Genomic DNA, 25836 nt, shown 5'->3' with positions numbered 1-25836 from the left:
TTTTTTTATGACTATCTAAACTTCAGACAAAGTTATTTAGTCATTATAGTATATTCTGTATTTTTAGGTTTGCGCACAAATAGCATGATTGCCGCGATGAACCATAATAAACCTGCAAGAAAGCTACCACTTAAAAATACGCCTGACACAGCTGCTAAAATCAACAAAATACCTGCCAAGACATTTTTGTGGAATAAAAACACAGCAATCAATGCTAAAATGAATGGTATTACCGCCATAATGGCCGTCATAACAATTGCTGCACCACCATTAGCTAGTTGGTTCGGATCATAACCTTGCTCAGCCAGTGACTGTTGTATTTCATAGTTCTGTTCTGCTAGTTTTGGTAAAAATGTCCCGGCACCGATGAGTAAAAGTCCCCAAATAACATGTAATACAATCCCTATCCATGATAAAACCTTCTCACCTGTTCTTTTAAAAGGTTTCATCGGTTGTTGCTGCATGTTTGGTTCTTGATGTGATTGATATGTGTAATTATCTGACATGTTGCCTTCCTCCTTTAGATTATTTCAATTTTTATTAAAACATAAAATGTTAAAAATGGCTAATCGTATTGATATATATGAGCAACTAAAACATATAAGCTAGAAATACGATAGTATATCTATCAATCTCTAGCTCATAAATGCTTTTATTTATCATCTGTTGTATGCGTGTCTACTGATTTTGCTTGTTCTGTGCGTTCTTGGTTCATCTTCATGCGATTTTGATAGTTTTGACGACGTTGTAATGACGCACTCGGTCTATTTTTGCGCTGTTCCTTTTCATAAGCTTTCTTTGCTTTACGTTCCGCTTTTTGTTGCGCTTTCTCTTCTTTTTTTAATTGCTTTAATGTATCTTTCGTCTGCAAATCATTTGCTTCTTGTGTGTTATACGTATAGGCATAATCACTTGTTTGTGAGTTATCTGCTTGTGCTGTTTGTTGTTGTGCGTTATCAACCTCTTCATATCGTACACTATCATCTAAAGTCACTGCATCATCTTCTGCCTGAGATGTTATATTCTCTTGAGGACTTGTCTGCTTATGATGATACTTCGCCGAACGAGATAATACTGTCGGCTCATCAGCTGATTCTGAAACTTCATTTTGTACGTCATGATGACTTTCAACTGCTACTGGTTGTGTTCTCACAGACTCTGGCTCTGGTGAATGCGTCGGTTCATAAATGGGACCGCGCTGATACTCAAAACTATCATACACTGGTACTGTTTCAAGTCGTTCTCTACGTCCAAACATCATCAATGCGATGATAAAGAAGAAAATTGGCACTAACATAAAAATAAGTGGTAGCGTTAAAATCGCTACACCTAGAAACAACAACCCGGAAATGATGCGATGATTCATTGAGATTAACGCTAAAAATGAGATAAGCAAGCAAACAATTAGGTAAACGATAAACGCCCACACACCATTTTGTAACTGTATCACTAACTCAGTCGCTGTCATATTATAATTCGTTAATAAATCTTGAACTGTCGCATTATTTGCAAGTTCAGCTTCTAAACTTTGAATCGAACTCTCATTGCTAAACAGCACTAAACCAAAAAACATCGCCACAATGGTCGTTCCTAGTAAAAAAATCCAGCTCAACCAGCCTAGAATCTTTTCGGCAAGTCGATTAACAGGACGTCGAACTTGCGTATATACATCTCCTGTCATAGTGTCACTCCTCGTTCTATTTCCTTATATTATATCTTAATTGATACTAATAGATGAAGCTATAACCCCATCTTAAAGTTCAAAAATCGTTCATTGTATTCACTCAATACATCTGTTCCCAAATCTTGATAAACTTCTAATCGTTTTTGCGTCTCTTCAGTTGGATAGACACGCGTGTCATTTTTTATATCATTCGGTAACATTTCTCGTGCACTTTTATTTGGCGTTCCGTATGCTACCCACTCTGTGTTTTGACGATTCACTTCTGGATCAAGAAGAAAATTGATAAACGCATGCGCCCCTTTAACATTTTGTGCCGTTTTAGGAATAACCATATTATCAAACCATAAATTGGAACCGTCTTGAGGAACGACATACTCGAAACGTTCATCAAATTGGAATAACTGTGCTGCAGACCCACTCCACATCACTGCAACATTTGCTTCGTGCTGTTCGAGCATCATGGTTACTTCATCTCCAACAACTCCCCGTATATTCGGCGCAAAAGTTTTCAAGTGTGCTTCTGCTTCCTGCAAGTGTTGTGTATCCACATCATTTAAACTATACCCCAAACTATTCAAACCTAACCCTATCACTTCACGTGCACCATCCACCAATATAACATCACCCGCTAAGCGAGGATCCTTCAAATCTGACCAATGTTCAAATGTCATATCAGGATATTTCTCTCGATCATATAAAATTCCGACCGTACCGAAAAAATATGGTATGGAATAGACATTCCCGCGATCAAATGGTTGATTCATGTAGTGCTGATCCAAATGTTTCATATTGGGAATCTGCTGATGATCGAGCGGTATAAGCAGATTCGATTTTTTCATTTTCTCTATCGTATAGTCACTGGGAAATGCTACATCATAATGCGTTCCACCATTTCTTATTTTAGCTTCCATCGCCTCATTAGAATCAAATGTCTCGTAAACGACCTTAATACCTGTTTGACGTTCAAACTGTTGAATCAGCGCTGGGTTGATATACTCGCCCCAGTTATAGACATAAAGCGTATCACGCTGTTCATCAACTCGATCATGTGTCACCCAATAACCAAGGGCAAGACTGATAAATCCTAGAAGCAAAGCACCACCAATTAATTGAACAAATTGCTTCATTACAACACCCCCTGCTTCTTAACTTGCTGTTTTCGCTGATAACGTTGTAGCAGTTGGTAACCAATCAAGCCAATCATAATTACCATAAAAAGCAATGTCGATATCGCATTGATTTCCATACTTACGCCGCGTCGTGCCATAGAATAGACTTCTACTGATAAAACACTGAAGCCATTACCCGTGACAAAAAAGCTCACGGTAAAGTCGTCTAATGAGTATGTCAAAGCCATAAAAAAACCACCCACAATACCTGGCATCAATTGTGGTATTAAAATTTTAGTTAACAACTGCCATTCCGTGGCACCCAAATCTCGTCCTGCTTGAATAATCGACTGATTCATCTCATATAACTTAGGTAAAATTACGATAACGACAATTGGAATACAAAAAGCAATATGCGATATCAAAACAGAAGTAAAGCCTAAGCTGAATCCCGTATAATGTCCAATAGCTGTAAACATGATGAGAAACGATGCGCCAATCACCACATCAGAAGATACCATTAATACATTGTTCAGCGTAAGCAGCGATACTTTAAGCATTTGCTGGCGTATTTGATATAGAACAAGTGCACCAAACAAGCCAATGACCGTTGAAATCGCTGCCGCAATTAACGCAACAGCAATCGTATTAAAGACAACTTGCAACAAACGTTTATTGGCAAATAACGCTTCATAATGTTCTAACGTAAAACCTTCAAAATGAATCATATTGCCTGCGCGATTAAAAGAATAGAGCATCAGGAAGAAAATCGGCACATATAAAACGATGAGCAAGCCATACAAATAAGCTTTTCCATACCACTTCATCGAGATGTCCCTCCTTGTTTTTTAGTGCGTGTCAAAATCAAAGTCAGCATCATAAACAATACTAGGAATAACGCAATGGTTGCACCCATACCGAAATTCTGAATCACTAAAAACTGTTCTTCAATCGCTGTTCCTATATTGATGACTTTGTTACCCGCAATTAAGCGCGTAATCATAAATAGGGACAAAGCTGGTATAAACGTCACTTGTATGCCTGTTTTGACGCCTTCAATCGTCAAAGGAAATAGCACCTTGTTCACCATTGTTAAAGTATCAGCTCCCAAATCACGTGCTGCAAAAAACATCTGATCTGGAATATCCTTCATACTGTTATAGATAGGCAGTAGCATAAATGGTAAATAAATATATGCCGCCACTGCTACAAACGCAGGCCCCGTAAATAAAAGCGACTGTGAGGGGATATGCAACAAGTTCAAAAATTGGTTGATAATACCATCATGACTGAAAATGCCAATAAATGCATATGTCTTAAGTAGTAGATTCATCCATGTAGGAATAATCATCACCAACAACCAAGTAGCCCCATGACTCGACTGGCGGATAAAAAAAGCGGCAGGATAGCTCACTAACAGACACACTACCGTAATAATCACTGCATAGACAATCGATTCAAATAACATACGCATATAACGCCATGTTAAAAACTGTGTGTAATTCGTCAGTGAAAAATGCCCTTGCATATCAGTGAATGAAAAATAAATAAGCAATGCAACTGGAATAATAATAAAACCTATCATCCACAGCCAATAAGGAATCGCTAACCATCGATTAAGATGTTTCATCATAACCATCTCCATATCCTTCAATACGTGCATCGAACTCTTCTTCTGTTTCGCCTGGTACCATTATATGGATGGCCTCAGGTTCAAAATCAAGCCCTACACGTGAACCAATCTCTGCATTCTTTGTAGATTGAATCGTCCATTCATAACCTTTATGATCCTCACAAATAATTTCGTAGTGAACCCCACGGAACAAAGTGGAAATTACAGTTGCTTGAAATAATCCTTTTTCTGTAGGCACAAGTGATATATCTTCTGGTCTAATCACCACGTCAACTGGCGTATTCGGGGCAATCGCCTGATCTACACAATCAAAGTCTTGACCATAGATATTAACGACAAAATCTTCAATCATTGTCCCTTCGATAATATTCGACTCCCCGATAAAATCTGCCACATAACGGTTGACTGGCTCATCATAAATGTCTAGTGGCGTACCAAACTGTTCGACCTTCCCTTTGCGCATAACAAAGATATAATCACTCAGTGCTAACGCCTCTTCCTGATCATGTGTTACAAATATGAAAGTAATGCCGAGTCTTGATTGTATTTCTCGCAACTCATACTGCATCTCTGTTCGCAGCTTAAGATCGAGTGCCGATAATGATTCATCTAACAACAAAATTTCAGGTTCGTTTACAATTGCACGTGCTATCGCAATACGTTGTTTCTGACCACCACTTAATGCTTGAATAGGACTGTTAATATATTGTTCCAGCTTGACCAACTTCAATGCTTCTTTGACCTTATCGTCAATTTTTTGTTTGTTAAGCTTTTTCAGTTTAAGCCCGAAAGCCACATTGTCATAAACATTGAGATGTGGAAATAATGCATAATCCTGAAATACTGTATTCACCTGTCGCTTATTCGCTGGTAACTGATTGATTGTTTCACCAAGATATACAATGTTACCCGCATCTGGTGTCTCAAACCCTGCAATCAACTTAAGTATCGTCGTTTTCCCACAACCAGATGGTCCTAGAATCGTATAAAAATAACCCGATTCAATCTCTATATCAATCCCGTCGAGTATCACCGTCCCATCAAAGGTTTTAGTCACTTGTTGAAATGTTAATAAAGGTGCCACATGTATACCTCCTATAAATAAGATGATGTTGCGACAAGCATCATGCGTGCTTCAACATCTCCATTATTTGATAATCTATGTTCTCTCGTAGCTTTAAAATACAAAGCATCCCCTTGCTGAGCATCAAATACTTCATCACCTAAAGTCAATGTAATCGTCCCTTCCAAACAATAAATAAATGTATCTGATGTGGAAGGTTCAAATGTTTTGTATGTTGATTTTGGCTGTAATGTTAACAGCAAAGGTTCCATCTCGAATTCATTAGATGTTTTAACAGGCCATTGTAAAAAATAGCCCTTGTCGTACTCATCATAAGTCAGTTGCTCTTCACAGGGGTAATGCACCTTTGTCACTTGCTGTTGTTCAAAAAAATCACGTGGCGATGTCCCAAGCACTTCTAGTATGTTCAGAAAAGTTTCCATGCTTGGCGAAGTTTTATTACTCTCAATTTGTGAGATGTATCCCTTAGATAAGTCCGTTCGTTCTCCCAACTCTTCTTGCGTCAGATTCTTAAGTTGCCTTAAATTCTTTATTTTTTGTCCTATTTCCATTGTCTCACCTTCATATGTACTTCAATAAAATACAAAAAAGCTGCATTAAGTTTACTTTTACTAAACATTTTGTTTAACGCTTAATAAAAATAACAAAATACAGCTTCAATTACAACCATTTTTTAAGGTTTTTTACTCACAACTCAATATTTTTTGTTCAGGTGCTTGTTTGGCTTGTTTCATGACTTGATAACTATCATAGCCACTCGCTTTTTTGAAGTCGTCAAATATATGCTTTTCATCTGCCTTTCCCGGTACGACACGTTTAAATGCACGATATTGGGTCATCAATGTGTCGCGCGCTACTGATGATTCATAATACGCCTCAATCGCATTAAAAAATGCAATCACATCAATCATTTCATCGTTTGACCAGTCTACATCAATGGGATATTGATATTCCATAGCATTACCTCCTTTATCATGTCTTATTGAAAGAGAAAAAGAGACCAAGCACAAGGGCTCAGTCTCTTGATATATCAACACATATTATTACATTGTGTGAATTGGTAAACCGATTGCTTTTTCAGCAGCTTCCATGCTCATTTCACCTAAAGTTGGGTGAGCGTGAACAGTTAATGCGATATCTTCTGCGTTCATGCCTGCTTCAATCGCAAGACCTAATTCAGAGATAACGTCTGAAGCACTTGTACCAACCACTTGTGCACCGATTAACGTATCGTCTTCTTTAAGGGTGATTAACTTAACGAAACCATCTGTATCGTTTAATGACAATGCACGACCGTTTGCTTGGTAAGGGAATTTAGAAGCTTTGTAAGCAATACCTTCTTCTTTTGCTTGTGCTTCAGTGTAACCCACTTGTGCAAGTTCAGGTTCTGTGAAACATACAGCAGGCATACCGATGTAATCAACCTCAGCATTTTGTCCTGCAATAGCTTCAGCAGCAACTTTTGCTTCGTAGCTTGCTTTATGTGCTAATGGAAGACCCGGAACAATGTCACCAATTGCAAAGATACTGTTAACTGAAGAGCGACCTTGTTTGTCAACTTCAACTAAACCACGATCTGTAAGTTTAACACCTGCTTCTGATAAACCTAATTCATCAGTATTTGGACGACGACCTACAGTAACTAATACGTAGTCAGCTTCGATTGTTTTTTCTTCGCCTTTAACTTCATACGTAACTTTTACGCCATTTTCTGTTTCTTCAGCTGATTTTGCTAAAGCTTCTGTTTCGATTGTCATGCCTTTAGCTTTCATTTTCTTCTTAACAGGTGCAACCATTTGTTTTTCAAATCCACCAAGAATTTCTTTTGCACCTTCAAGAATAGTCACTTCAGTACCAAAGTTTGCATACGCTGTACCTAATTCAGAACCGATGTAACCGCCACCGACAACAACTAATTTTTTAGGTACTTCTTGCAAGTTCAACGCACCAGTTGAATCTAATACACGACCGCCGAATTTGAAGTTAGGAATTTCGATTGGACGAGAACCAGTCGCAACAATTGCATTTTTGAAATTATAAGTTTGCGCGCTTGTTTCATCCATAACACGTAAACTATTACCATCAACAAAGTATGCTTCACCTTTGACGATTTCAACTTTGTTACCTTTAAGTAACGCTTCAACACCGCCTGTTAATTTGTTTACAACAGAACCTTTGAAGTCTTGTACTTTACCAAAGTCTAATGTTACGTTTTCAGCTTTAACACCTAGTTCTTCGCCGTGTTGTGCATGATCGTAACGGTGTGACACATTTAAAAGTGCTTTTGATGGAATACAACCAACGTTAAGACATACACCACCAAGGTTACCTTTCTCAACGATTGTTACTTTTTGACCTAGTTGTGCTGCACGAATTGCTGCAACATATCCACCAGGACCTGCACCTACGACAATAGTATCTGTTTCAATTGGAAAATCTCCGACTACCATATTTTACCCCTCCATTAATAATAGTTCTGGATTGTTTAATAAACGCTTGATATGGTTCATAGCGTTTTGACCAGTCGCACCATCAATTTGTCTGTGGTCAAAGCTTAATGATAATGATAATACTGGTGCTGCTATGATTTCACCATCTTTAACGATAGGTTTTTGAGCAATACGACCAATACCTAAGATTGCAACTTCTGGGTGGTTGATAACTGGCGTGAACCATTGACCACCAGCAGAACCGATGTTACTAATTGTACATGTTGCACCTTTCATTTCATCAGAAGTTAATTTACCATCACGTGCTTTAACAGCAAGTTCATTGATTTCGTCTGAAATTTGGAACATAGACTTGCGATCTGCATGTTTCACTACAGGTACTAAAAGACCTCTCTCTGTATCTGCAGCAATACCAATGTTCCAGTAATGTTTGTGTACCACTTCGCCTGCTTCTTCATTGAATGAAGTATTAAGCGCTGGGTATTTTTTCAATGCAGAAACTAATGCTTTTACAACGTATGGTAAGAATGTAAGCTTCGTACCTTGCTCAGCAGCAATCTCTTTGAATTTTTTACGGTGATCCCATAATGCTTGAACATCAATTTCATCCATTAATGTTACGTGAGGCGCAGTATGTTTAGAGTTAACCATTGCTTTCGCAATCGCCTTACGCATTGCAGGAATTTTTTCAGTTGTTTCAGGGAATTCACCTTCAACAGAAGCTGCTGGAGCCGCTGGTGCTGCTGATTCAGTAGTAGATTCAGCTGATACTGTTTCTGTTGCAGCTGCTTGACCGCCACCATTTAAGAATGCATCAACGTCCTCTTTTGTAATTCTACCATTTTTACCTGTACCATTAACAGCTTTAATATTCACATTGTTGTCACGTGCATATTTACGCACTGATGGCATTGCTTTAATCATACGGTTTTCGTCTACTTCTACATCTGCTTGAGGGGCTGCAGCAGGTGCAGTTGTTTCTTCTTTTACTTCTTCTTTTGGTGCTTCTTCTTTTGGCTCATCACCGTGATCACCTTTGAATTGAATGTCGCCTGCATCTGGTGCATCGATTTTTACAATTGTGTCACCAACAACAGCAACTGTACCTTCTTCTACTACAACTTCTTCAATTGTTCCTGTTACAGGAGATGGAATTTCAACTACTGATTTGTCGTTTTGCACTTCACATAGAATATCATCTTCTTCAATCGAGTCTCCAGCTTTAATGAACCATTTTACAATTTCACCTTCGTGGATACCTTCACCAATATCTGGTAATTTAAATTCAAATGCCACGTCGTTTCCTCCTAATTTAAATCAATATTTTTCTGTGCGTCTTCTTAGAAGTTGCTTACTTACTATAGAAAATCTTAAAAGCAGCTCGCTAAAAGTAAATCCCTCAACAACAGTGAATGGTTTTACACAGCGAGCTTACTTTTATGCATCATTACTCAAAAAGAGACAACTTACATAACAATCAATCTGTTATTAGAATTCTAATGTTTCTTTTACTTTTTCAATGATATCATTTTTATTTGGTAACCAAACATTCTCAGCTTGAGTGAATGGATAGATTGTATCAGGTGCTGCAACACGTCCGATTGGTGCTTCTAATGAAAGAATCGCACGCTCTGATAATTCAGCAACAACGTTTGCACCTACACCTGCTTGTTTTTGAGCTTCTTGAACAACAACAACACGTCCAGTTTTTTCTGTAGAAGCAACAAGTGTGTCAACATCTAAAGGTTGAACAGTACGTAAGTCAATCACTTCAATTGAGTGACCGTCTTTTTCAAGTTCTTCAGCAGCTTTCATTGCTTCTTGTACCATTGCACCGTATGTGATGATTGTTAAGTCAGTACCTTCACGTTTAACGTTCGCTTTACCGATTTCGATTGTGTACTCTTCTTCAGGTACTTCTTCACGGAATGAACGATACAATTTCATATGTTCAAGGTATGCAACTGGATCGTTGCTACGGATACTTTCAATTAATAAACCTTTTGCATCATAAGGGCCTGATGGAATAACCACTTTAAGACCTGGAGATTGCGCAAGGATACCTTCTAAGTTGTCAGCGTGAAGTTCTGGTGTGTGCACCCCACCACCAAAAGGTGTACGGATTGTTACAGGTGCAGCTTTTGAGTTACCAGTACGGAAACGATGACGTGCGATTTGACCCGCTACAGAGTCAAATACTTCAAATACGAAACCTAAGAATTGTACTTCCATGATTGGGCGGTAACCTTGAGTTGTAAGACCTAAGGCTAAACCACCAATACCAGACTCAGCTAAAGGTGTGTCGAATACTCGGTCTTCACCGAATTCTTTTTGTAAACCTTCAGTTACACGGAATACACCACCGTTAACACCAACGTCTTCACCAAAAATCAAAGTGTTTTCGTCGTTTTTAAGTTCAGTTGCTAGCGCATTGTTAATCGCTTGAACCATTGTCATTTGTGCCATGGCTTACTTCGACTCCTTCTCTTTGTAAATTTCATATTGCTCTGCAAGGTTTTGTGGCATGTCTTCATACATGATTTCCATTAATGAAGTCACTGTTTGTTTTGGCGTATTATCAGCTTCTTTGATTGCAGCTTTGATTTCTTCTTTAGCTTGATCAATCACTTCATTTTCTTTTTCTTCAGACCATAAACCTTTGTTTTCTAAGAACTTTCTGAAACGTACGAGTGGGTCTTTTTTCTCCCATTCTGCATCTTCATCAGAAGTTCTATAACGCGTTGGGTCGTCACCAGCCATAGTATGAGGTCCATAACGATAAGTCATTGTTTCAATCAATGTTGGACCTTCACCAGCGATTGCACGATCACGGGCTTCTTTTGTTGCTTGGTATACAGCCAACGCATCCATACCGTCAACTTGAATACCAGGAATACCTACAGATACCGCTTTTTGCGCTAATGTTTGCGCTGCAGTTTGTTTAGAACGCGGTGTAGAAATTGCGTAATTATTATTTTGGATTACAAAGATAGCTGGTACTTTGTAAGCTGAAGCGAAGTTAATACCTTCATAGAAGTCACCTTGTGATGAACCACCATCACCAGTGTAAGTAATTGCAACAGCTTTTTTACCACGTTTTTTAAGTCCAAATGCAACACCTGCTGTTTGAATGTATTGCGCACCAATAATAATTTGTGGGCTCAATGCATTTACATCGTCCATTTGGTTACCTACGAAATGTCCGCGTGAGAATAAGAAAGCTTTCGTTAATGGTAAGCCATGCCAGATTAATTGTGGTACATCACGATAACCCGGAAGAATAAAGTCTTCTTTTTCTAATGCAAATTGTGATGCAAGTTGTGATGCTTCTTGACCTGCTGTTGGCGCGTAGAAACCTAAGCGTCCTTGTCTATTTAAAGAAATTGAACGTTGGTCTAAAATACGCGTCCAAACCATTCTTCTCATTAATTCAACTAATTCTTCATCTGATAAATCTGGAAGCAAATCTTCGTTAATTACATTACCATCTGTATCTAAGATTTGAACCATTTCAAACTTCGATTCAGTATCTTTCAATACTTGTTCTGCATCGAATTGGGCTTTTAACTTAGCAGCCATGCAATTCACCATACCTTTCCCGTTGTATATATATTTCATCCTTATTAATTGTAACATACAACTGTGTAATTATTAAGTAGTTTGATGCAAGTTCTGTCATAGTTGATAACATTACAGTTGAGCGAACTGTTATAGTTTTTGTTTTAAACTGTTATAGTCTATTTATTAATAATTGGTTCGACGTCTGCGCGTTCTGTTTGTGCTTTGCGAATTGATTTAGAATACGCTTTCACTTTATCGCTCATTTCTTTTTGTGCAGATTGCAATGCTTTTGATCGTTCATCTACACCTTCTTGGCTACCTGATGCATCTTGGAAATAACTGAATAAGTCTTTTTCCTTAGCAATCACATCTTTATAACCTTTAATGAAAGCTTCGTGCTTAGCATATTTATCTTCTAATGCTTTGTTCAATTCATCCAATTCTTTTTTATCATCTTTGTCTTCTACTTTTGCTGCAGATTGTTGCAATGTTTCAAATGCTTTTTTAGATTTGGTCATTGCCTCTTCTTCTTTTTTAAGTTGTTCTTCACGCTTTTGTGCATTATCTAGAAATGATTTAACTTTATCTTGTACAGTGGATATGTCTTTACCACTTACTTCTTTAGAAAGACTTTCTTTTTCTTTTTCTAGTTTGTTCATTTCTTTATTCACTTGTTGGATGGGTGCCTCTGCTTTTTGAAGCTTTGTTAATCCATCACTATACTTCTCGAATTGTTCGTTGTCTTTGTTACACCCTGCAAGTAATACGGTTGCTGCCAATGCTAGACCTACTGTTTTTTTCATTTTCATAAAATTTTTAGCCTCCTTTACTGTCACTCGTCATTTTAGTGAAAAGCGCACAATAAAGCAAACAATATTCTATTGTGCACCAGAGATATAGTCGCAAATGATGAAGTAATAATCCTATTCCATTCGCCTAATTTTTGATATATTGATAATTAAGGAAGGTGTCAATATGTTAACAATGAAAGATATTATTCGTGACGGGCATCCAACGCTTCGCCAAAAAGCTGAAACGTTGACATTCCCTCTCACAGATGAAGAAAGACAAACTTTATTGGATATGCAAGAATTCTTGCATAATAGCCAAGACCCTGAAATTGCTGAGAAATACCAACTTAGAAGTGGTGTGGGTTTAGCCGCTCCACAAATCAACGTACCTAAGCGCATGTTTGCTGTTTATCTTCCGGATGATGGTAACGGCAAATCCTATGACCTTGCTATCGTTAACCCAAAAATCGTGAGCCATAGTGTTCAAGATGCTTATTTACCAATGGGTGAAGGGTGTCTAAGCGTCGATGAAGACATTCCAGGATTAGTACACCGTCATCATCGCGTAACAATTAAAGGGTTCGACATTGATGGTAATGAAGTGAGTTATCGCCTTAAAGGATATGCTGCAATTGTCTTTCAACATGAACTTGATCATCTCAATGGTGTGATGTTCTATGATCATATAGACAAAGACAATCCACTTACACCTAAAAATGGTGCGATTGAATTGTAATCAAATATTCATATGTTTTTCGAACCATCAGAAACTGTTATTTCTGGTGGTTTTTTGTTTGCACTAGTTTTGTATTTTTAATAATCCTTTATTAAATTTATGCAGTTGTTCAAAAACTTCCTTCCCCCCTTTTTGGGTATAAAATTAGCGTTTCTTTCACTATCACTTCCTATTTATCACATTCCGCTTTATTTATTAGTTAAGTTCATGTAAAATATACATACCTGAGTTCGAGTAAAATGATAAACTATTGGGATTTAGAGAAACTGTTTATCAACTTCTCAGCAGCGCTTTATTTTAGATGACACATATCATTATACTGGGCACCTCAAGTTCCAGATATTTGTGTCCCATTCTCGAACATCAAGTACGGAATTGAACTATCGACACCATACTATAACTGTATGATTTCAGAAGATGAATTGAATTCTGTTAAACACCTGTTTGACATTCATTCGATTCATATTTTTATTTATAGTCTATACAAGTAGATATTGCGCAGTATAACGTGGTTGTCACAAATATAAACAAGGTAATTTATTTAGGAGGCATTTATTAATGGCAATTTTTAAAGTATTTTATCAACATAACCGCGATGAAGTAATCGTTCGTGAAAATACACAATCTACTTATGTTGAAGCACAAACAGAAGAACAAGTACGCCGTTTCTTAAAAGAGCGTAACTACAACATTGAATTCATAACTAAATTAGAGGGCGCACATTTAGAATATGAACAACAATCAGAACACTTTAGTGTGGAGCGCGCAGAATAATGAAACAACTTCAAAAAAATGAGGTTGGCGTATATGCGCTTGGCGGTCTAGGTGAAGTCGGTAAAAACACTTACGCCGTTGAATATAAAGATGAAATTCTAATTATTGACGCAGGTATTAAGTTCCCTGATGATAATCTACTCGGTATTGACTATGTCATTCCAGATTATACGTATCTTGAACAGAATCAAGATAAAATCGTGGGACTCGTTATCACGCATGGTCACGAAGATCATATCGGTGGTGTGCCCTACCTGTTAAAAAAGATTAACGTTCCAATCTATAGCGGTCCATTAGCTTTAGGATTGATTCGTAATAAATTAGAAGAACATAAATTATTGCGCACAGCTTCATTGAATGAAATTACAGAAGACAGCGTCATCGAGTCGAAACACTTCAAAGTCAGCTTCTACTTAACCACACACAGTATTCCTGAAGCATACGGTGTCGTGGTCGATACACCTGAAGGTAAAATCGTGCATACAGGTGATTTTAAGTTCGACTTCACACCTGTTGGCGCACCAGCAAACATGGCACGCATGGCTCAACTTGGTGATGAAGGTGTTCTGTGCTTATTATCAGATTCGACAAATGCACTCGTTCCCGATTTCACACTGAGTGAACGTGAAGTAGGACAGAACGTGGACAAAATCTTTCGTAACTGTACAGGACGTATTATTTTTGCGACATTTGCGTCTAATATTTATCGTGTACAACAAGCTGTTGAAGCAGCAGTCAAATATAATCGTAAAATTGTAACATTCGGTCGTTCAATGGAGAACAATATCAAGATTGGTACAGAGCTCGGTTATATTAAAGCCCCACCTGAAACATTTGTTGAACCTAGCAAAATCAATAGTATTCCAAAACATGAATTGTTGATTTTATGTACAGGCTCGCAAGGTGAACCGATGGCAGCACTATCTCGTATCGCAAATGGTACACACAAACAAATTAAAATCATCCCTGAAGATACAGTTGTATTTAGTTCGTCACCGATTCCGGGTAACACGAAAAGTATTAACCGTACAATTAATGCACTGTATCAAGCAGGTGCTGAAGTCATTCACAGCAAAATTTCAAATATCCATACATCTGGACACGGTTCTCAAGGCGATCAACAATTAATGTTGCGTTTAATTCGTCCAAAATTCTTCTTACCAATCCACGGTGAGTATCGTATGCTCGTTGCACATGGTCAAACAGGTGTTGATTGTGGTGTGAAAGAAGAAAACGTCTTTATCCATGATATTGGTGATGTACTCGCATTAACGCGTGATTCTGCACGCACTGCTGGTCGCATTCCATCAGGTAATGTATTAGTCGATGGTAGTGGTATTGGCGATATCGGTAATGTCGTCATTCGTGACCGTAAACTCCTTTCTGAAGAAGGCTTAGTTATTGTCGTTGTGAGTATCGACTTCAATACGAATAAGCTATTATCAGGTCCAGACATTATTTCACGTGGCTTTGTGTACATGCGTGAATCAGGTCAATTGATTTATGATGCACAGAAGAAAATTAAGCAAGAAGTCATTCAGAAGTTGAACAATCAACCTCAAATTCAATGGCATCAAGTAAAATCTTCAATCATTGAAACGTTGCAACCTTATTTATATGAACAAACAGCACGTAAACCAATGATTTTACCTGTGATTATGAAAGTTAACGAAAAAAATTAACAATAAATGAACGAGGTCATGCCCCCTATTTTGGGAACATGACCTCGTTTTAGTCTATTTTGTTTTTATTATTCATGCGCAATCTTCTTCTCATAGCGCGTTAAATCATTGTCATGCCCTATCATGATTAAAATGTCATCAAACTCCAATGCCATATCTGGAGCTGGTGACACGATAATTTCTTTACGGCGTTTAATCGCAATAATATTAATTCCAAATTGTGCACGAATATCTAAATCAATCAATGTCTGACCTGCCATGGCTTCTGTCGCTTTCATTTCAACAATTGAATGCTCATCAGAAAGCTCTAAATAGTCCAATACTGTTGCACTTGCTACATTATGTGCAATACGGCGTCCCATATCACGCTCTGGATGTACAACTGTATCAGCACCAATTTTATTCAGTATTTTGGCGTGATAGTCATTTTGTGCTTTAGCTGTTACCTTTTTTACACCTAACTCTTTTAAAATAAGTGTTGTCAATGTACTCGCTTGAATATTTTCACCAATTGAGACGATAACGTGATCAAAGTTACGAATGCCAAGGCTTTTCATAACCGCTTCATCTGTTGTATCCGCTACAACGGCATGCGTTGCAATATCACTATATTCATCTACACGATGTTCATCCTTATCAATAGCCATAACATCCATATCCAATGCATTCAGTTCGCGTACAATACTTCCACCAAAGCGCCCTAAACCGATGACTACATATTCCTTATCCATATTTGAACCTCCACAATCATTTGCGCTTTCATTTATAAGTGACTATTCAAATGATGACAGCCCCAATGTCGCGCGAGTCTTATAGAACATACTTATTTTCTACCTTGAATGGCTTCTTGTCAAATAGATGTGTGTACTTTGAACTACTATTATTGACGTTATTTTACTTGTTATGTTAAATTAACATCATTATTTTATGATGAAATGAGGCATATCATGACACAAGTAACCATTTATACACAAAATAATTGTCCTCCGTGTACATTTGTTAAAAATTATTTAACAGCCCATCACATTGCGTTTGAAGAACGCAATATTGCAAATCCAACATACCGTAATGAAATGATTGCACATGATGCATTTGCAACCCCATTTATTTTGTTAAATGATGAACCGATGTATCAAGTCGATATGGACAAACTCAATCAAACACTTGGTTTATAACGAAAAACCTGAGGCGCAATGTCTCAGGTTTTTGTATACTTTATGATAAAGTTTTTGAAGTTGCATCTTTAACGAGTGCTACGACTTCATCAACAGTCGCAAAGTTCATCGCACGATCAGCCAACTGTGTCATTTCAGTTGTGCTTAATCCTTTGATTTGACGACGTGCTTTTAAGATAGATGTCGCACTCATTGAGAATTCATCTAATCCTAAACCAAGTAATAATGGAATTGCTGTTTCGTCTCCGGCCATTTCTCCACACATACCTGTCCATTTACCTTCTTTGTGAGACGCATCAATGACTTGTTTCACTAAGCGTAAAATAGCTGGGTTATATGGTTGGTAAAGATATGATACACGCTCAGACATACGGTCAGCCGCCATTGTGTATTGGATTAAGTCGTTCGTACCGATACTGAAGAAATCAACTTCTTTCGCAAATACGTCAGCTAATGCCGCTGTTGATGGAATTTCCACCATAATACCTAATTCGATATCATCGCTTACTTCCACGCCTTCGTTCTTTAAGCTTTCTTTTTCTTCAAGTAACAATGCTTTGGCATCACGGAACTCTTGTACCGTTGCAACCATTGGGAACATGATATTTAATTTACCGTATACAGATGCGCGTAACAACGCACGCAATTGCGGACGGAAAATCTCAGGTTGGTCTAAGCATAAACGAATTGCACGGTAACCTAAGAACGGGTTCATTTCTTCAGGTAGATTTAAGTATGGCAACTCTTTATCTCCACCGATATCAAGCGTACGTACAACCACACGCTTGCCGTCCATTTCTTCCAATACTTTTTTGTATGCTTCAAATTGTTCATCTTCTGAAGGCATATTATCGCGACCCATGTACAAGAATTCTGTACGATAAAGACCGATACCTTCTGCACCATTGTTTTTAACACCTTCTAAGTCGTTAGGTGTACCAATGTTCGCAGCTAACTCAACATGTTTGCCATCGATTGTCGTTGTTGCTTCATCACGTAATTGTTTTAAAGCTTCACGATCTTCAAAGAACATGTCACGTTTTTGTTGATACGCACGCACTTCATCTTGTGACGGATTGATAATGACATCACCTGTCAAACCATCGACAATAATCATATCGCCGTTTTGAACAGATTCTGTCACAGCTTTTGTACCAACTACTGCTGGAATTTCTAAAGAACGACTCATGATTGCAGAATGCGATGTACGACCACCGATGTTCGTTACGAAACCTTGAACATATTGTTTGTTCAATTGTGCCGTATCAGATGGTGTTAAATCGTGTGCAACGATAATCACACTCTCATCAACAATACTTGGGTTCGGTAACTCAACGCCTAAAATATGTGCAAGCACACGTTTAGATACGTCACGAATATCTGCCGCACGTTCTTTCATATATTCGTTATCCATAGATTCGAAAATCGTAATGAAATTTTGTGTGACTTCTGTTAATGCATGTGGTGCACTCGCACGATCGTCTTTAATCATGCTTTCAATCGGATTGATTAATTCAGGATCATCAAGCACAAGTAAATGTGCATCAAAAATAGCTGCTTTATCAGGTCCCAATTGTTCTTCAGCATTATTTCTAATCTTTGTTAATTCGATCTTCGCATTGTTCAAAGCATCATTGAACTTTTGAACTTCAGTTGCTGGATCTTCTGTTGTCTTATGACTATAACTTAAATCGGGTTCTACGAGCATATACGCTTTGGCAATAGCAACACCATCAGATGCTGCAATGCCTTTAATCATTGTTGACATTATTTTGTCAAACCTTCTTTAGATAATACTTCAGTGATTGCTTGAATCGCTTCTTTTTCGTCACTACCATCTGCATAGATTGTAATTTCAGCGTCTTTACCAACACCTAAGCTCATAACACCCATAATTGATTTTAAGTTTACTTTTTTCGCATTGTATTCTAACTGTACATCTGATTCAAATTTTGAAGCTGTTTGCACTAACATTGTTGCTGGGCGTGCATGAATCCCTGTTTCGTCAATAATTACATATGATTGTTGTTCCATCTTACATCTTACTCCTTCTATTCTATAATTTTTAGCATAAGCTAGTTCACTTCGCTACATGCCTTAACATTACCAAAATTATAGGTCAAATTCAATTGTGAAACCATTATCAAGACGCTTGTTTGCCCTTTTTTTACAAATTATCGAACAAATTATAAAAGTGACTTGACAACATTCTCACATTTTTGAATATGTTCCTTGCCTACTTTTGTCATAAAGTAATAACTTAGAGAGGCTGAAACGGCTTGCCCTACAATTGGGAACCAACGCGTTTGTTTCGCTGCAGTACGTTTCGCTACGTCGCGCACAAATATTTTTAACAATCCACTTGATACCTTTTTACCAATTAGTTGTGTGCCTTGAATCCCCGCAGCCATTACAATACGATTGCGCATGTCATCGCTCATTTTATTCACTTGGTTATGATCTAATCCATACACTTTATTAATATCTTCAATGACGTCTTTCATCAATTTCATATCCACGCCAAAATCAAACCCTGGCAATGGCACAATCGTAGCACCAGAAGATAATAAAGCCTTTTTCTTCACAATTGTCTCAGCTTGTTGACGTCTCTCTTCAACTTCTGTAGTACTTTGTGGTAACACATGTTTATTCGCTACCTTTTCAATCTTTAACACTTTATTTTCAACGATATCTGATAATTTTTTAGGAATTCTCATCATGCAGCCACCTTTCATTTAAATAACGCTATCATATACCCTATTTTTAAAGAATTAATCTAACAAAGTCACAAAAACAACTTTTAAATACTTAGATGGCTTATAATGTGGATGTGTTTTGAAATCTTTCGGTAAGCCCATCACCTCATCAATGCGATAAGCCATGCCCAACTCAGACAGTGTTTCTTTAATCATCTTTTTAAATGCTTTCAATGGATACATACTATGATTCGTACTTAAAACAAGTGTCCCTTTAGCATTTAACAAAGGCAACGCCCCTTCAATAAGCTTGTCATAGTCTTTTGTTACTGAAAACGTTTTTTTCTTATTGCGAGCAAAGCTTGGTGGATCAATCACAATCGTATCATATGTCAAATTGTGGCGCTGTGCGTATTTGAAATAATCAAATGTATCCATCACAAACAATGCCTGTGTTTTAGGATCAATCGCGTTCAATCCAAAATTTTCTTCCGTCATCGGTCGCGAACGATTCGCCAAATCTACACTGGTTGTTTGTGTCGCTTCATGCGCTGCAATAACTGAGAAAGCGCCCGTATAACTAAATAAGTTTAATACACGGCGTTCCGAGCTATAATAATCACGAATCTTTTTGCGCACTTCTTTCTGGTCTAGGAAAATACCTGTCATCGGTCCATCATCCAAGTGTACATTATAAAAGGTAAAGTTCTCTTCAATGACGATTGGGAATTCTGGTGCTTCACCTGTTACAAAACCACCATCAATATCTGAATCTTTGAAGCGCATTTTTTCATAAATTGACGTATAATCAAAGACTTTCATGATTGCTGCCAAGATATCATTCCTAAATGTATAAATCCCCTCAGAATACCATTGAATCAACAAATGATTGTTATAATTATCAATGGTTAAACCACCTATACCATCTCCCTCACCGTTAAACAAACGAAAAGCGTTTGTACCATCAATATGGTAATAATAGTCTCTTTCTTGACGAGCTGACATTAGCAACGATTCAAAAAATGCTTCATCAATTTCTGTTGTTTCGTCATAAGACAGTACCCAACCAATCCCTTTATGCTGAAAACCAACATATCCTGTTGCAACATATGCGCCTTGTGCTGTTTTTAAATGAAATATATCACCACTTTGTAAAGCGCCTTGTTGAAATATATCCGCTTCTTCAATCAACGGATAACCATTAAGGTATTTTGTTTCTTTGCCTTTATTTAAAATTGCTGTTTTCATCGTATCAGCCTTTCCTCTCTTCATTCTTATCTATCTTAACACGAAATGTGCTATTTACTGCCTTATTTCTTTTAGAACGAAACTGCGATATTAATAGCAAGTGCCAAGCCAAAATAAGGTTATCGCTCATCTTCTAACAACTAAATAAAAAGAGCGAGAGACATTGCTCCCACTCTGACTATTCATTATTGGTAACGTCTGGTTGACGTAACTGCAACACAAACGCAATAATCGCTGGTATTAACATCAAGACTAGAATCGGCGTGATAAAAATGGATAATAGTAGTCCATGGAACAATATCACAATGTATTCTGTCAATAACTTAAAGAATAAGATACTAATCATAAATAATTGTAAATAGTAATGTCGTCCTTTAAGCATAAACGTAATTGATGTGAAGATATATGCGATTGTAACAAAGAGTAATAACAGCAAACTAATCCACTCGTAAACATACTGTGTTTGTGATAGTTGCCAATCTCCTGATGCAAATAATGCATTTCGGTTATTAAACTCTAATAAAATAAAAAACAACAAGATAACACCACAAGCTATATTGATATAAGAGCCTTTAAACCATTTCGGACGTCGACGTAAAAAGGATGGCAAATCCTCTTCCTCTAACTTCGCCCAACCAAACCAGTGTTCCTTAATATAATCACGTTTTGCACGTATTTTTTCAATGTTAATACTACGGCGCGTACGATGTGTAATGTCATGCGTAATTTCAGTTGTACGACTTTGAATATCTTTGAAATGTACTTTGGATTGGTCATTAAACTGATATTTTTTACTGCGCAAATACTGGCTCGTTTCTTCATCAAGTGCTTCATGCAATACAGGTAATGAACGACGCAAAAACAAGAAATTCCATATCGCCATTTGTCCAATCAGCCACAACACTACAAAAAATGTGTTAATACTCAAGACATCAATCGGCTCAATTTCTCGACCTTCCAAACGTGAATAAAGCGCCAGTTGTGTAAACATGTAACTGATACCATAACCCAAGATTAACCATAAATAATGCTGCTTACGATGCAATGGATTGAGCTCATCTTTAAACGTAATATACCCAATATGAATTAAAAATGGGATAACAAAAATAAATGCCAAAATGCCATAGACTTGTGACATAAAGATTAGAGTTAACACGAAAAAGATGATACCAATCAGTAAAAAGAAAATTGAAATATCATAATCAAATCGTGTGGTATTCGTTAACACCCTTGCAATGATCACCATGAGTATACCGAAAGCTAAGATAATTAAACCACTCACTAACGGAAAATCACCAATATATTTACTCATAACACGAATGATTTCATTAAAAAATGCCATGATAAAATCCCATATACTATCGATTCGAGGGACATGGTGTTTGCCGCTCTTCAATTGCTGAATGAGTGGAATATTAACAAATATAACGATACTCAGTATTATGGATAACGCCCCTATTATATAGGAATAGATTACTTCGGTGTACTTATTAAAAAAGGACATCCTCTCACCTCACAATTATTATATATGAACAATTGTCTGCTGTCTTGATAATTGACCAATTTCGGTCTTTAGTAGGATAAATTTTATACTGATAGTTGGCGAATCGCACTGTTTAAAAGTTTCAATCATTGAATAACCTCATATATTGCTTGCGAGCCAAGATGCATACACGTATGAATACTCAGCACATTACTCGAATCAGGGTAAGCTTCTAAAAAATGCGGACTCAAACTTGTTCTGGTGAAGTAATCCTCGCCTTATTCAAGGTCAAAGTTCCTCTCATTTTATAACTACTTATTGCACAATCTCGATTCAACATATCTCCAAACAATCATTACTTAATGTACTATACAACATAACAAAAAATACGTATGAAATAAATGTTTTTTACAAAATGACGTTTAATCATAAAACATATCGGATATAGTTGAATATCAAACATAATAAAGGAGTGCTCAAGTATGTCAGAAAAAGATGTAAAAAAAGCAGCAGAACAAGCTAAAGAACAAGAAGAAACATTGAAAGATAAAGCTAAAGATGTAAAAGATGGCATCGAAAAAACAAAAGACGACATTCAAAGCACTTTGGATTAGTCGTTGCGTTTGTTAAGTCAAGAGTCATGGGCTCTTGACTTTTTATTTTAACACGTGTACATTGAGTTGTAGTAACTAAATACGCACGCACTAGGGGTGTGAGAACTGAGATGAGGAAATTCCTCGAACCCTTTGAACCTGAACTAGATGATGCTAGCGGAGGAAAGTGTACGTTGTTTATAAATGTTATATGCGGCAATGAATAGCACGCTTTTTTGCGTTGCCCATGTTGTACTTATAGATAATCTCACATGATGACGCACATCTCTTGTTTAGGGATGTGTGTTTTTTATTTCTTAGGAGGTTCTATGTAATGAAAAAAGGATTAACATTATCAGATATACTCGTCACTGTACTTGTGTCTGTTATCTTTGCAGTGATTTATAATCTATGGTGGGTCGTTACGAAAACGATTCAGCCACTTGGCTTACAACTAGATCAATTAATGTATGGTGTGTGGTTTTCTGCTGCAGTTGTTGCTTATTTAATCATTCCAAAAATGGGCATCGCACTGCTTGCCGAATTCGCAGCTGGTGCTGGTGAAACGATTATGATGGGCCGTTTTGACATCCCAACGATTATCTATGCATTGCTTCAAGGTCTTGCTTGTGAACTTGTATTCGCACTTTTCCGCTATCATTCACGTACATTTATGGTTGCAGTACTCGCTGGAATTGCTGCTGCGGTAATCAGTTTACCTATCGATTGGTATTATGGCTACCTTAGTGAAGTCGCACAATGGAACTTAATACTACTCATCGTATTCCGTATTATTAGTGGTGCTGCTTTAGCGGGTATCTTCCCATATTACCTCGTGAAAGCACTTGATCAGACAGGTGTCACAAAGCTATTTCGCCCTGCTTCTAAAGATGACTATGATGCACTATAAGGAGAGAGTTTATCGTGCTAAAAGCCAAAAATTTGCGCTTAAAATATCCAAGTACAACACATAAAATTTTCGATGGACTTGATATCGAGATTCATGACAAAGAGAAAGTCCTGTTACTCGGCCCTTCAGGCTCTGGTAAAAGTACCTTATTAAATGTATTGAGTGGCATTGTACCGGATCTTATTGACTTACCAATGAAATACGATGCTTTAGAAGTTGCTCACAATGTAGGTGTTATTTTTCAAGATCCAGATTCGCAATTCTGTATGCCACAAGTAAATGAAGAGCTCGCTTTTATTTTGGAAAATCAACAGATACCACGTGAGGAGATGGACAGTCTTATCGCTGAAGCGTTGCACAAAGTCAATCTCGATGTTAACCCACAACAAGCTATCAACCAATTGAGTGGTGGCATGAAGCAAAAGTTAGCGATTGCGGGGACATTATTAATGCAAACAGATACGCTCTTCTTAGATGAACCGACAGCTATGTTAGATATCGAAGCCACTCAAAACTTATGGGACTTACTCAAAGACTTATGGGCAGATCAAACAGTGTTAATTGTTGAACACAAAGTGGCACATGTTTGGGATTATGTTGATCGTGTTATCTTGATGAATCATCAAGGTCAAATTATTCAACAAGGAACACCAGACATGATTTTGGCACATTATGAAGATACATTAACAGAATATGGTGTCTGGCATCCAAATGCATGGCGCTCTGCCCCCACATCAATGCATGAAGTTAGCGCTGCACATTCTGACTTTCAATTCGACTACCACAATGGTGTCATCCAAAGAGGCAAACGACAACTCTATCGTGTCTCATCATTGGAAATACATCCTGGTGAATGGCTGATGATTACAGGGAAAAATGGGACAGGCAAAACAACTTTGTTAGAGTCTATGATGCAATTGATTCCTTATCAAGGCACTATGCACTGGAATGGACAAAAACTAAAGAAAGTACGCGATGCAGCCAGTCATATGTATCTCGTCTATCAGAACCCAGAACTACAGTTTATACAAAATAGTGTTTACGATGAAATCTATGTTAATTACGAATATATGGATCCTGACCACGCAACAGAGAAGACGCGAGCGATGCTTGAATTACTAGATCTCACGCACGTTGCTAAACAACACCCTTTTGAACTATCGATGGGTCAAAAGAGACGTCTTAGTGTCGCAACTGCCTTGAGTACGAATGCAGATATTATCTTATTAGATGAGCCCACATTTGGCTTGGATAGCCACAATACATTCAAATTAATACAACTCTTCCAGAAGCGGGTTGCTAAAGGGCAAACCATTGTCATGATTACACATGATCCCCATATGATTGAACGCTATCCTACCAGACTTTTTGAAATCCTGGACGATGTATTGCACGAAGTTGAGGTGTTAGAACATGATTGAAGCTTGGAAAACACGGCGCACATTTATGGATAATGTGAACATCATTACTAAGTTATTTCTCGGTATTGCACTCTTTTTCTTTATCATCTTTATCCATAACTTTGATTTTATGCTGTATCTTGCTTGCTTGATGCTCATATTCTTACTTTGTGTAGCGGGAACCAAATGGCAAGTTGTCGCAACATTTGTGAGCATGGCGACATTCTTTGCGCTGACCTCCTCCCTTTTTATGATTTTTTATGGAGATGGTCAACATGTTTTACTGACGTTCGGCTTCGTTAGTATTAGTGTTGAAAGTCTTGTAAGAGGATTACATTTATCTTTGAGAACTATGGTCATCAGTTATTTTGGTATTGCAATTGCCTTTACGTCTCAAGTTATCATGATTTTTTATAGTTTGATGCAACATCTTAAAGTCAAACCTAAAATTGCTTATGCGTTTATGGCGGCTTTTCGCATGATTCCACTAATGATTGAATCCGTCTTCCAGTTGCGCAATGCCCTTAAAATGCGTTATCAAATGATCAGCAACAAAAATTATAGTGGTATCAAGCGACTGAAACATCTGTTAATTCCACTGCTCAGCCAGAATATACGCAAAGCCCATCGCCTCTCTGTCGCAATGGAGAAAAAAGGCTTTCATGATGGTGAAAGAACTTATTATTATCATGTGCCATTTAGCTATCGCGATCCGCTATTGCTTGTCTTGATGATTGTATTAATTATCATTGCATTTATGTGCGCACATTATTTACCGATTACTGGTATTCTCGATGCACGCTAACACATAGTAATAGCTTTGCGTT

27 protein-coding genes and 1 riboswitch are annotated in these 25836 nt (G+C 37.5%); of the genes, 8 read left to right on the top strand and 19 right to left on the bottom strand.

Going from position 1 to position 25836, the window contains the following annotated elements; translation table 11 throughout:
• Nucleotides 1-32: 32 nt before the first annotated feature.
• From NXS11_RS07375 to NXS11_RS07315, 13 genes are all read right to left on the bottom strand, one after another.
• Nucleotides 33-506, bottom strand: a complete 474-nt coding sequence (locus tag NXS11_RS07375) for a DUF4064 domain-containing protein (RefSeq protein WP_259200230.1) — start codon at nucleotides 504-506, stop codon at nucleotides 33-35.
• Between the two features lie 146 nt (nucleotides 507-652).
• Nucleotides 653-1681 (bottom strand): lipoteichoic acid stability factor AuxB, encoded by a 1029-nt coding sequence (auxB, locus tag NXS11_RS07370; RefSeq protein WP_259200229.1) that lies wholly within the window; start codon nucleotides 1679-1681, stop codon nucleotides 653-655.
• Between the two features lie 59 nt (nucleotides 1682-1740).
• Nucleotides 1741-2811: an ABC transporter substrate-binding protein gene (locus NXS11_RS07365; protein WP_259200228.1), complete on the bottom strand. Its 1071-nt coding sequence runs from the start codon at nucleotides 2809-2811 to the stop codon at nucleotides 1741-1743.
• Nucleotides 2811-3620: an ABC transporter permease gene (locus NXS11_RS07360; protein ID WP_259200227.1), complete on the bottom strand. Its 810-nt coding sequence runs from the start codon at nucleotides 3618-3620 to the stop codon at nucleotides 2811-2813. Before NXS11_RS07360 ends, NXS11_RS07365 begins: the two co-directional genes overlap by 1 nt.
• Nucleotides 3617-4423 carry an ABC transporter permease gene (locus NXS11_RS07355; RefSeq protein ID WP_259200225.1) on the bottom strand — a complete coding sequence of 269 codons (807 nt, stop codon included), beginning with the start codon at nucleotides 4421-4423 and terminating at the stop codon, nucleotides 3617-3619. Before NXS11_RS07355 ends, NXS11_RS07360 begins: the two co-directional genes overlap by 4 nt.
• Nucleotides 4410-5510 carry an ABC transporter ATP-binding protein gene (locus NXS11_RS07350; protein ID WP_259200223.1) on the bottom strand — a complete coding sequence of 367 codons (1101 nt, stop codon included), beginning with the start codon at nucleotides 5508-5510 and terminating at the stop codon, nucleotides 4410-4412. The genes NXS11_RS07355 and NXS11_RS07350 overlap by 14 nt, the downstream gene beginning before the upstream one ends.
• An 11-nt stretch (nucleotides 5511-5521) precedes the next feature.
• Entirely contained in the window at nucleotides 5522-6061 is a 540-nt protein-coding gene (locus tag NXS11_RS07345) for a helix-turn-helix domain-containing protein (protein WP_259200222.1), read from the bottom strand.
• A 132-nt stretch (nucleotides 6062-6193) separates the two neighbouring features.
• The gene (locus NXS11_RS07340) at nucleotides 6194-6466 is read right to left on the bottom strand and encodes a UPF0223 family protein (RefSeq protein WP_259200220.1); all 273 of its coding nucleotides are present in this window, start codon (nucleotides 6464-6466) and stop codon (nucleotides 6194-6196) included.
• Nucleotides 6467-6553: 87 nt separating this feature from the next.
• Nucleotides 6554-7960: a dihydrolipoyl dehydrogenase gene (gene lpdA, locus NXS11_RS07335; RefSeq protein ID WP_259200218.1), complete on the bottom strand. Its 1407-nt coding sequence runs from the start codon at nucleotides 7958-7960 to the stop codon at nucleotides 6554-6556.
• A 3-nt stretch (nucleotides 7961-7963) separates the two neighbouring features.
• The gene (locus NXS11_RS07330) at nucleotides 7964-9256 is read right to left on the bottom strand and encodes a dihydrolipoamide acetyltransferase family protein (RefSeq protein ID WP_259200215.1); all 1293 of its coding nucleotides are present in this window, start codon (nucleotides 9254-9256) and stop codon (nucleotides 7964-7966) included.
• 192 nt (nucleotides 9257-9448) lie between these two features.
• Nucleotides 9449-10426, bottom strand: coding sequence for an alpha-ketoacid dehydrogenase subunit beta (locus NXS11_RS07325; protein ID WP_259200214.1), 978 nt, complete (start codon nucleotides 10424-10426; stop codon nucleotides 9449-9451).
• Between the two features lie 3 nt (nucleotides 10427-10429).
• Nucleotides 10430-11539: a pyruvate dehydrogenase (acetyl-transferring) E1 component subunit alpha gene (gene pdhA / locus NXS11_RS07320; RefSeq protein ID WP_259200210.1), complete on the bottom strand. Its 1110-nt coding sequence runs from the start codon at nucleotides 11537-11539 to the stop codon at nucleotides 10430-10432.
• Between the two features lie 158 nt (nucleotides 11540-11697).
• Nucleotides 11698-12330, bottom strand: coding sequence for a YkyA family protein (locus NXS11_RS07315; RefSeq protein ID WP_259200208.1), 633 nt, complete (start codon nucleotides 12328-12330; stop codon nucleotides 11698-11700).
• A gap of 166 nt (nucleotides 12331-12496) precedes the next feature.
• Between NXS11_RS07315 and def the strand changes: the two genes are divergently transcribed.
• The 3 genes from def to rnjA all read left to right on the top strand — a co-directional run bounded on the left by def (nucleotide 12497) and on the right by rnjA (nucleotide 15504).
• Nucleotides 12497-13048, top strand: coding sequence for a peptide deformylase (def, locus tag NXS11_RS07310; protein WP_259200207.1), 552 nt, complete (start codon nucleotides 12497-12499; stop codon nucleotides 13046-13048).
• Between the two features lie 558 nt (nucleotides 13049-13606).
• A complete protein-coding gene (locus tag NXS11_RS07305; protein ID WP_259200206.1) occupies nucleotides 13607-13822 on the top strand; it encodes a DNA-dependent RNA polymerase subunit epsilon in 216 nt (71 codons plus the stop codon).
• Entirely contained in the window at nucleotides 13822-15504 is a 1683-nt protein-coding gene (gene rnjA, locus NXS11_RS07300) for a ribonuclease J1 (RefSeq protein WP_259200203.1), read from the top strand. Before NXS11_RS07305 ends, rnjA begins: the two co-directional genes overlap by 1 nt.
• A gap of 68 nt (nucleotides 15505-15572) precedes the next feature.
• On the opposite strand, the gene NXS11_RS07295 is transcribed toward rnjA, so the two are convergent.
• Complete coding sequence (locus NXS11_RS07295) at nucleotides 15573-16235, bottom strand: potassium channel family protein (RefSeq protein ID WP_259200201.1); 663 nt, start codon at nucleotides 16233-16235, stop codon at nucleotides 15573-15575.
• A gap of 216 nt (nucleotides 16236-16451) precedes the next feature.
• On the opposite strand from NXS11_RS07295, the gene NXS11_RS07290 reads away from it, so the two are divergent.
• On the top strand, nucleotides 16452-16679 hold the full coding sequence (locus NXS11_RS07290) for a glutaredoxin family protein (protein ID WP_259200199.1): 228 nt from the start codon (nucleotides 16452-16454) through the stop codon (nucleotides 16677-16679).
• Between the two features lie 40 nt (nucleotides 16680-16719).
• Here the strand turns inward: NXS11_RS07290 and ptsP are convergent, their stop codons facing one another.
• From ptsP to auxA, 5 genes are all read right to left on the bottom strand, one after another.
• A complete protein-coding gene (gene ptsP, locus NXS11_RS07285; protein WP_259200196.1) occupies nucleotides 16720-18447 on the bottom strand; it encodes a phosphoenolpyruvate--protein phosphotransferase in 1728 nt (575 codons plus the stop codon).
• A complete protein-coding gene (locus NXS11_RS07280; RefSeq protein ID WP_044361372.1) occupies nucleotides 18447-18713 on the bottom strand; it encodes a phosphocarrier protein HPr in 267 nt (88 codons plus the stop codon). Before NXS11_RS07280 ends, ptsP begins: the two co-directional genes overlap by 1 nt.
• Before the next feature lie 152 nt (nucleotides 18714-18865).
• Complete coding sequence (locus NXS11_RS07275; protein WP_373319389.1) at nucleotides 18866-19414, bottom strand: DUF697 domain-containing protein; 549 nt, start codon at nucleotides 19412-19414, stop codon at nucleotides 18866-18868.
• 36 nt (nucleotides 19415-19450) lie between these two features.
• A complete protein-coding gene (locus NXS11_RS07270; protein ID WP_259200193.1) occupies nucleotides 19451-20623 on the bottom strand; it encodes a class I SAM-dependent rRNA methyltransferase in 1173 nt (390 codons plus the stop codon).
• Nucleotides 20624-20801: 178 nt separating this feature from the next.
• Nucleotides 20802-22127 carry a lipoteichoic acid stability factor AuxA gene (gene auxA, locus NXS11_RS07265; RefSeq protein ID WP_259200191.1) on the bottom strand — a complete coding sequence of 442 codons (1326 nt, stop codon included), beginning with the start codon at nucleotides 22125-22127 and terminating at the stop codon, nucleotides 20802-20804.
• Nucleotides 22128-22588: 461 nt separating this feature from the next.
• Between auxA and graF the strand changes: the two genes are divergently transcribed.
• The 4 genes from graF (at nucleotide 22589) to NXS11_RS07245 (ending at nucleotide 25814) form a co-directional block, all read left to right on the top strand.
• Nucleotides 22589-22720, top strand: a complete 132-nt coding sequence (gene graF, locus NXS11_RS07260; protein ID WP_259200189.1) for a glycopeptide resistance-associated protein GraF — start codon at nucleotides 22589-22591, stop codon at nucleotides 22718-22720.
• Between the two features lie 82 nt (nucleotides 22721-22802).
• A riboswitch (TPP riboswitch) is annotated at nucleotides 22803-22902 on the top strand.
• A gap of 131 nt (nucleotides 22903-23033) precedes the next feature.
• A complete protein-coding gene (locus tag NXS11_RS07255; protein WP_259200188.1) occupies nucleotides 23034-23609 on the top strand; it encodes an ECF transporter S component in 576 nt (191 codons plus the stop codon).
• A 14-nt stretch (nucleotides 23610-23623) separates the two neighbouring features.
• Complete coding sequence (locus NXS11_RS07250; RefSeq protein ID WP_259200186.1) at nucleotides 23624-25030, top strand: ABC transporter ATP-binding protein; 1407 nt, start codon at nucleotides 23624-23626, stop codon at nucleotides 25028-25030.
• Entirely contained in the window at nucleotides 25023-25814 is a 792-nt protein-coding gene (locus NXS11_RS07245) for an energy-coupling factor transporter transmembrane component T family protein (RefSeq protein WP_259200184.1), read from the top strand. The genes NXS11_RS07250 and NXS11_RS07245 overlap by 8 nt, the downstream gene beginning before the upstream one ends.
• Nucleotides 25815-25836 lie beyond the last annotated feature (22 nt).

The sequence above is a fragment of the Staphylococcus americanisciuri genome (assembly GCF_024814435.1).
In the GTDB taxonomy this organism is placed as follows: domain Bacteria; phylum Bacillota; class Bacilli; order Staphylococcales; family Staphylococcaceae; genus Staphylococcus; species Staphylococcus americanisciuri.
This window is presented reverse-complemented; position numbering and strand designations above follow the sequence as displayed.

Excerpts from the sequence above, each read along its gene's own strand:
- NXS11_RS07375 (WP_259200230.1), bottom strand. The coding sequence starts at position 506 with ATGTCAGATAATTACACATATCAATCACATCAAGAACCAAACATGCAG.
- auxB (WP_259200229.1), bottom strand. The coding sequence starts at position 1,681 with ATGACAGGAGATGTATATACGCAAGTTCGACGTCCTGTTAATCGACTT.
- NXS11_RS07365 (WP_259200228.1), bottom strand. The coding sequence starts at position 2,811 with ATGAAGCAATTTGTTCAATTAATTGGTGGTGCTTTGCTTCTAGGATTT.
- NXS11_RS07360 (WP_259200227.1), bottom strand. The coding sequence starts at position 3,620 with ATGAAGTGGTATGGAAAAGCTTATTTGTATGGCTTGCTCATCGTTTTA.
- NXS11_RS07355 (WP_259200225.1), bottom strand. The coding sequence starts at position 4,423 with ATGAAACATCTTAATCGATGGTTAGCGATTCCTTATTGGCTGTGGATG.
- NXS11_RS07345 (WP_259200222.1), bottom strand. The coding sequence starts at position 6,061 with ATGGAAATAGGACAAAAAATAAAGAATTTAAGGCAACTTAAGAATCTG.
- NXS11_RS07340 (WP_259200220.1), bottom strand. The coding sequence starts at position 6,466 with ATGGAATATCAATATCCCATTGATGTAGACTGGTCAAACGATGAAATG.
- lpdA (WP_259200218.1), bottom strand. The coding sequence starts at position 7,960 with ATGGTAGTCGGAGATTTTCCAATTGAAACAGATACTATTGTCGTAGGT.
- NXS11_RS07325 (WP_259200214.1), bottom strand. The coding sequence starts at position 10,426 with ATGGCACAAATGACAATGGTTCAAGCGATTAACAATGCGCTAGCAACT.
- pdhA (WP_259200210.1), bottom strand. The coding sequence starts at position 11,539 with ATGGCTGCTAAGTTAAAAGCCCAATTCGATGCAGAACAAGTATTGAAA.
- NXS11_RS07315 (WP_259200208.1), bottom strand. The coding sequence starts at position 12,330 with ATGAAAATGAAAAAAACAGTAGGTCTAGCATTGGCAGCAACCGTATTA.
- def (WP_259200207.1), top strand. The coding sequence starts at position 12,497 with ATGTTAACAATGAAAGATATTATTCGTGACGGGCATCCAACGCTTCGC.
- NXS11_RS07305 (WP_259200206.1), top strand. The coding sequence starts at position 13,607 with ATGGCAATTTTTAAAGTATTTTATCAACATAACCGCGATGAAGTAATC.
- rnjA (WP_259200203.1), top strand. The coding sequence starts at position 13,822 with ATGAAACAACTTCAAAAAAATGAGGTTGGCGTATATGCGCTTGGCGGT.
- NXS11_RS07295 (WP_259200201.1), bottom strand. The coding sequence starts at position 16,235 with ATGGATAAGGAATATGTAGTCATCGGTTTAGGGCGCTTTGGTGGAAGT.
- NXS11_RS07290 (WP_259200199.1), top strand. The coding sequence starts at position 16,452 with ATGACACAAGTAACCATTTATACACAAAATAATTGTCCTCCGTGTACA.
- ptsP (WP_259200196.1), bottom strand. The coding sequence starts at position 18,447 with ATGTCAACAATGATTAAAGGCATTGCAGCATCTGATGGTGTTGCTATT.
- NXS11_RS07280 (WP_044361372.1), bottom strand. The coding sequence starts at position 18,713 with ATGGAACAACAATCATATGTAATTATTGACGAAACAGGGATTCATGCA.
- NXS11_RS07275 (WP_373319389.1), bottom strand. The coding sequence starts at position 19,414 with ATGAAAGGTGGCTGCATGATGAGAATTCCTAAAAAATTATCAGATATC.
- NXS11_RS07270 (WP_259200193.1), bottom strand. The coding sequence starts at position 20,623 with ATGAAAACAGCAATTTTAAATAAAGGCAAAGAAACAAAATACCTTAAT.
- auxA (WP_259200191.1), bottom strand. The coding sequence starts at position 22,127 with ATGTCCTTTTTTAATAAGTACACCGAAGTAATCTATTCCTATATAATA.
- graF (WP_259200189.1), top strand. The coding sequence starts at position 22,589 with ATGTCAGAAAAAGATGTAAAAAAAGCAGCAGAACAAGCTAAAGAACAA.
- NXS11_RS07255 (WP_259200188.1), top strand. The coding sequence starts at position 23,034 with ATGAAAAAAGGATTAACATTATCAGATATACTCGTCACTGTACTTGTG.
- NXS11_RS07245 (WP_259200184.1), top strand. The coding sequence starts at position 25,023 with ATGATTGAAGCTTGGAAAACACGGCGCACATTTATGGATAATGTGAAC.